Here is a 3,999-nt window from a genome sequence, read left to right on the forward strand (position 1 = left end):
CGGGGGAAACAACTTGCCCATGAAACGCTCCTTAGATCAGAGCGTTGCTACGACCGTATGACTTTGCCCCGGAACGAAGGCGGGAAGTCCGCAACTGAGTGAGGCGGCGCGACACACACGCCCGTCGCGGGGTCTCGACGAGCTCGACCAACGATGCGGCACGCCACTCAGGCACGGTCGTGACCGGCATCCGGGCTGATCACAGCAGTTTCAGCTTGCCTTCAGCGGCGTCGGCCAGACTGGCAGCGGCGGCCGTGCGGCCGACCGACTGACGAGGGGGCCGGATGCGAGTCCTGGTGGTTGAAGACGAGGCGCGGCTCGCGACCGGGCTCAAGCGCGGCCTCGAGGCCGAGGGGTTCGCGGTCGATATCGCCGGCACCGGCCCGGACGGGCTCTGGCTGGCCCGCGAGAACGAGTACGCGGTCATCCTGCTCGACATCATGCTGCCGGGCCAGAGCGGCTACCGGGTCTGCGAGACCCTGCGCGCCGAGCAGAACTGGACCCCGATCCTGATGCTCACCGCCAAGGACGGCGAGTGGGACCAGGTCGAGGCCCTCGACACCGGCGCGGATGACTACCTCACCAAGCCGTTCTCCTCCGCCGTGCTGCTGGCCCGGATGCGTGCCCTCATCCGCCGCGGCACCAGCGCCCGGCCCACCGTTCTGCGCGCCGGCGACCTGCACCTCGACCCCGCCACCCGCCGCGTCAGCCGGGGCGAGGCATCCGTCGACGTCACCGCCCGGGAGTTCGCGGTGCTGGAATACCTGATGCGCAACCGGGGCGCCGTCGTGAGCAAACGCGACGTGCTCGACAACGTCTGGGACTACGACTTCGAGGGCGACCCCAACATCGTGGAGGTGTACGTGCGGCACCTGCGCAACAAGGTGGACCGGCCGTTCGACCGGGCCGCGATCGAGACCTTGCGCGGCGCCGGCTATCGTCTGGCGGCCAACGGTGGCTAGGCCACGTACCCTGTCGCTTCGCGGCCGGATCACCCTGGTGTCCACCGCTATCGTGGCCGTCACCCTGGTCGGCGGCGCCGTGGTGTTCGCCCTGGTTCTGCGCGGTGTGCTGCTGGAGGAGTTGCACACCGCCCTGGACCGCGACCTCGAGCAGATCGAAACCGAACTCGACACCGGCAGCGGCGTGGGCGGCCTCGATGCGGACGACGACGACGTGCTCTTCCAGATCACCGATGACTCCGGCGTCCTCCTGGCCGGCAGCGAGTCCCTCGAGGGCCGGTTGCTCAGCGTCGACGGCGACGACGACGCGCAGGTCATCCGGGTGCCCGACGAAGACACCGACTACCTCGTCCTGGCCGAAAAACAGCACGATGACGTCACCGTCGTCGCCGGGCGTTCGCTGGAGAACGTCGACGAGTCGGTCGCCACGGTCGGTGTGCTGCTGGCCGGAGCCGTGCCGCTGTTGACCGGGATCGTGGCGCTGCTCACTTGGATCGTGGTTGGCAGGGCGCTGGCCCCCGTCGAACGGATGCGCCGGGAGGTCGACGCGGTCACCGCCACGAACCTCGAGCGCCGCATCAATGACCCCGGCCGCGCCGACGAGATCGGCCGCCTGGCGCGCACGATGAACAGCATGCTCGACAGGCTCGACACCTCCCAGCGCGCCCAACGGCAGTTCGTCTCGGATGCCTCGCACGAGCTCCGCTCCCCGCTCGCGTCGCTGCGCCAGTACGCCGAGGTGGCCCAGGCGCACCCCGACAGGGTCAACCTCGACGACCTGTCCGAGGCCGTTCTCGACGAGGGCGACCGGCTGGAGCGGCTCGTGGCGGGGATGCTGCTGCTGGCGCGGGTGTCCGAGCGCCGGGACACGGCAACCGGCACGGCCGTCGACCTGGACGACCTGATGCTCGCCGAGGCCCGCCGGCTGCGCGACACCATGGCGCTCAGCATCGACAGCACCGGGGTGGGCCCCGCCCGGGTGCACGGCGACCAGAACCTGCTCGGCCAGGTGGTGCGCAACCTCGTCGACAACGCCGCCCAGCACGCCTCCGGGCGGGTGAGCCTGTCGCTCGGCGCGATCGACGGCCAGGCGCTGCTTGTCGTGGAGGACGACGGCCACGGAGTGCCGCCCGGCGAGCGCGACCGGGTGTTCGAGCGCTTCGTGCGGCTGGACGAATCCCGGGCGCGGGCATCCGGCGGCACCGGGTTGGGCCTGGCGATCGTGCGCGAGAGCGTGCAGGCGCACGGCGGCACCGTGCGGATCGTCGAGAGCACTCTTGGCGGCGCCCGGTTCGAGGTGCGCCTGCCCGCCGTCGACGAGGCCTGACCTTCGTTTCTGAAGCGCTCTTCAGCGGGCTTCAGCCTGGCTTCAGCGGTGGCTTGGCACAGTGGGGTTATCAGCCACGGCAACCGTGGCACTCACGAACAAGGGACACACCATGAAGAAGAAGACCATCTGGATCACCGGCGCAGCCGTTGCCGCCGTTCTCGTGGTGGGCGGCGCCGGCCTGGCCATCGCCGACCCGTTCGAGGCTGACGGCCCACTCACCGGCAGCGCCCTCGACAAGGCCACTGCGGCCGCGCTGGATGCCGTGGGCAGCGGCACGGTCACCGACACCGAGTCCGGCGATGACAACGACGCGCACGCCTACGAGGTGGAAGTGACCCTCGCCGACGGGACCGACGTCGACGTGGCGCTGGACAAGGCGTTCGCGGTGCTCTGGGTCGACGGCCTGCCCACGGATGGCGCGACCTCGGCGCCGGGAACCGGCTCCGGGTCCGACGACGGTACCGACGACACCGGCACTGACTCCGGCACCGACGACGCGGCCGGGGCCGCCCTCACCGACGCCGACCGGGACGCCGCCTCGGCCGCGGCGCTCGCCACCCTGCCCGACGGCACCGTCGGCACCATCACCGAGGTCGAGCGCAGCGACGACTTCGACCACGCCTACGAGGTCGAGATCACCCTCGAGAACGGCCAGGACGTCGACGTCGAGCTCGACGAGGGCTTCGCGGTGCTCAAGGTCGACGGCGCGCCGACCGCGTAACCCCGCAGGTCAGGGCCGCGCGGGCTAAAGCCAGGTCTGGCGATGGTCCTCGATGAAACCGCGCAGCGTGGTCGCCGGCCGGCCCGTGAGCCGGCGGATGCCGCGGTTCGGCAACGCCGTGAGACGCCGGCGCGCCGCCCGGTACCAGGTCGCCTGCGCGGCGATGTCCGGGGCGGTCACGCCCTGTTTCGCCGCCAGCTCGGCGAACTCGGCCTCGGTCGTAGCGGTGTAGCGGATGGGCCTGCCGAGCACCTCGCTGAGAATCTCCGCCACCTGCGGGTAGCTCAGTGCCTGCTCCCCCGCCAACGAATACGACTTGCCCAGGTGACCGGGTTCGGTGAGCACCCGGGCCGCGCACCGGCCCACGTCGGCCGCGTCGACGAAAGCCACCCTGGCCGCGCCCGCCGGCAGCACAATCTCGCCCCGCAGGCGAATGTCGTCCCGGTGCAGGGTGGACAGCGTCTGCATCAGCACGTTCGGCCGCAGGATCGTGCGCGGCGTGCGGGTGCGCTTGAGGTACTGCTCCACCACATGATGCGGTGAGCGGGTGTCGAAGCGCACGCCCGGCGCCGACAGAAAAACGATCTGTCGCACCCCGCTCTCCTCCATCGCCAGGTCGATGAACGGGATCAGGGTACGCCCCACGTTGCCGATTGTGGGCGGCACGATCAGGAACACCCTGTCGACGCCGGCAAGGGCGCGCATCCAGGTGCTGCGGTCGGCGAAGTCGAAGGCGCGCACACTGGCCTCGCCGGCTGTACCGGTTGCGGCGGCGGATGCGGCGACGGGCCGTGCCGCGCCGGCCGAGGCTCCCGCGCCGGGCCGGCCGATCGTGCGGCCGGGCGACGCGGAGGCGGCCAGGCCACCCGGCTTGTGCGCCGGGTTGCGGGTCGGCTTCTGGTTCGGTGCCCGCAGCGGTTTGCCTCCGGGATGCGCGGTGCCGGGTCGTTCGGTGCCGGAACCGGCGGTGCCTGGCCGGGTGGTCC

At 71.2% G+C, this 3,999-nt stretch carries 4 protein-coding genes; 3 read left to right on the forward strand and 1 reads right to left on the reverse strand.

Going from position 1 to position 3,999, the window contains the following annotated elements; all coding sequences use genetic code 11:
- Positions 1 to 284 precede the first annotated feature (284 nt).
- The 3 genes from CXY76_RS00035 (at position 285) to CXY76_RS19480 (ending at position 3,013) form a co-directional block, all read left to right on the forward strand.
- Entirely contained in the window at positions 285 to 962 is a 678-nt protein-coding gene (locus CXY76_RS00035; protein WP_104162241.1) for a response regulator transcription factor, read from the forward strand.
- Positions 955 to 2,289 carry a cell wall metabolism sensor histidine kinase WalK gene (locus tag CXY76_RS00040; RefSeq protein WP_104162242.1) on the forward strand — a complete coding sequence of 445 codons (1,335 nt, stop codon included), beginning with the start codon at positions 955 to 957 and terminating at the stop codon, positions 2,287 to 2,289. Before CXY76_RS00035 ends, CXY76_RS00040 begins: the two co-directional genes overlap by 8 nt.
- 112 nt (positions 2,290 to 2,401) lie before the next feature.
- Positions 2,402 to 3,013, forward strand: a complete 612-nt coding sequence (locus tag CXY76_RS19480; RefSeq protein WP_199190144.1) for a PepSY domain-containing protein — start codon at positions 2,402 to 2,404, stop codon at positions 3,011 to 3,013.
- A gap of 24 nt (positions 3,014 to 3,037) precedes the next feature.
- Here the strand turns inward: CXY76_RS19480 and CXY76_RS00050 are convergent.
- Positions 3,038 to 3,999 (reverse strand): NmrA family NAD(P)-binding protein (locus CXY76_RS00050; protein ID WP_104162243.1); only part of this gene is annotated, 962 nt, incomplete at its 5' end.

Origin of the sequence: Cryobacterium sp. N22 (assembly GCF_002929555.1) — a bacterium.
Classification (GTDB): Bacteria; Actinomycetota; Actinomycetes; order Actinomycetales; family Microbacteriaceae; genus Cryobacterium.

Bases quoted from the DNA above. Each gene is read 5' to 3' on its own strand.
- CXY76_RS19480 (WP_199190144.1), top strand. From the start codon at position 2,402: ATGAAGAAGAAGACCATCTGGATCACCGGCGCAGCCGTTGCCGCCGTT.
- CXY76_RS00035 (WP_104162241.1), top strand. From the start codon at position 285: ATGCGAGTCCTGGTGGTTGAAGACGAGGCGCGGCTCGCGACCGGGCTC.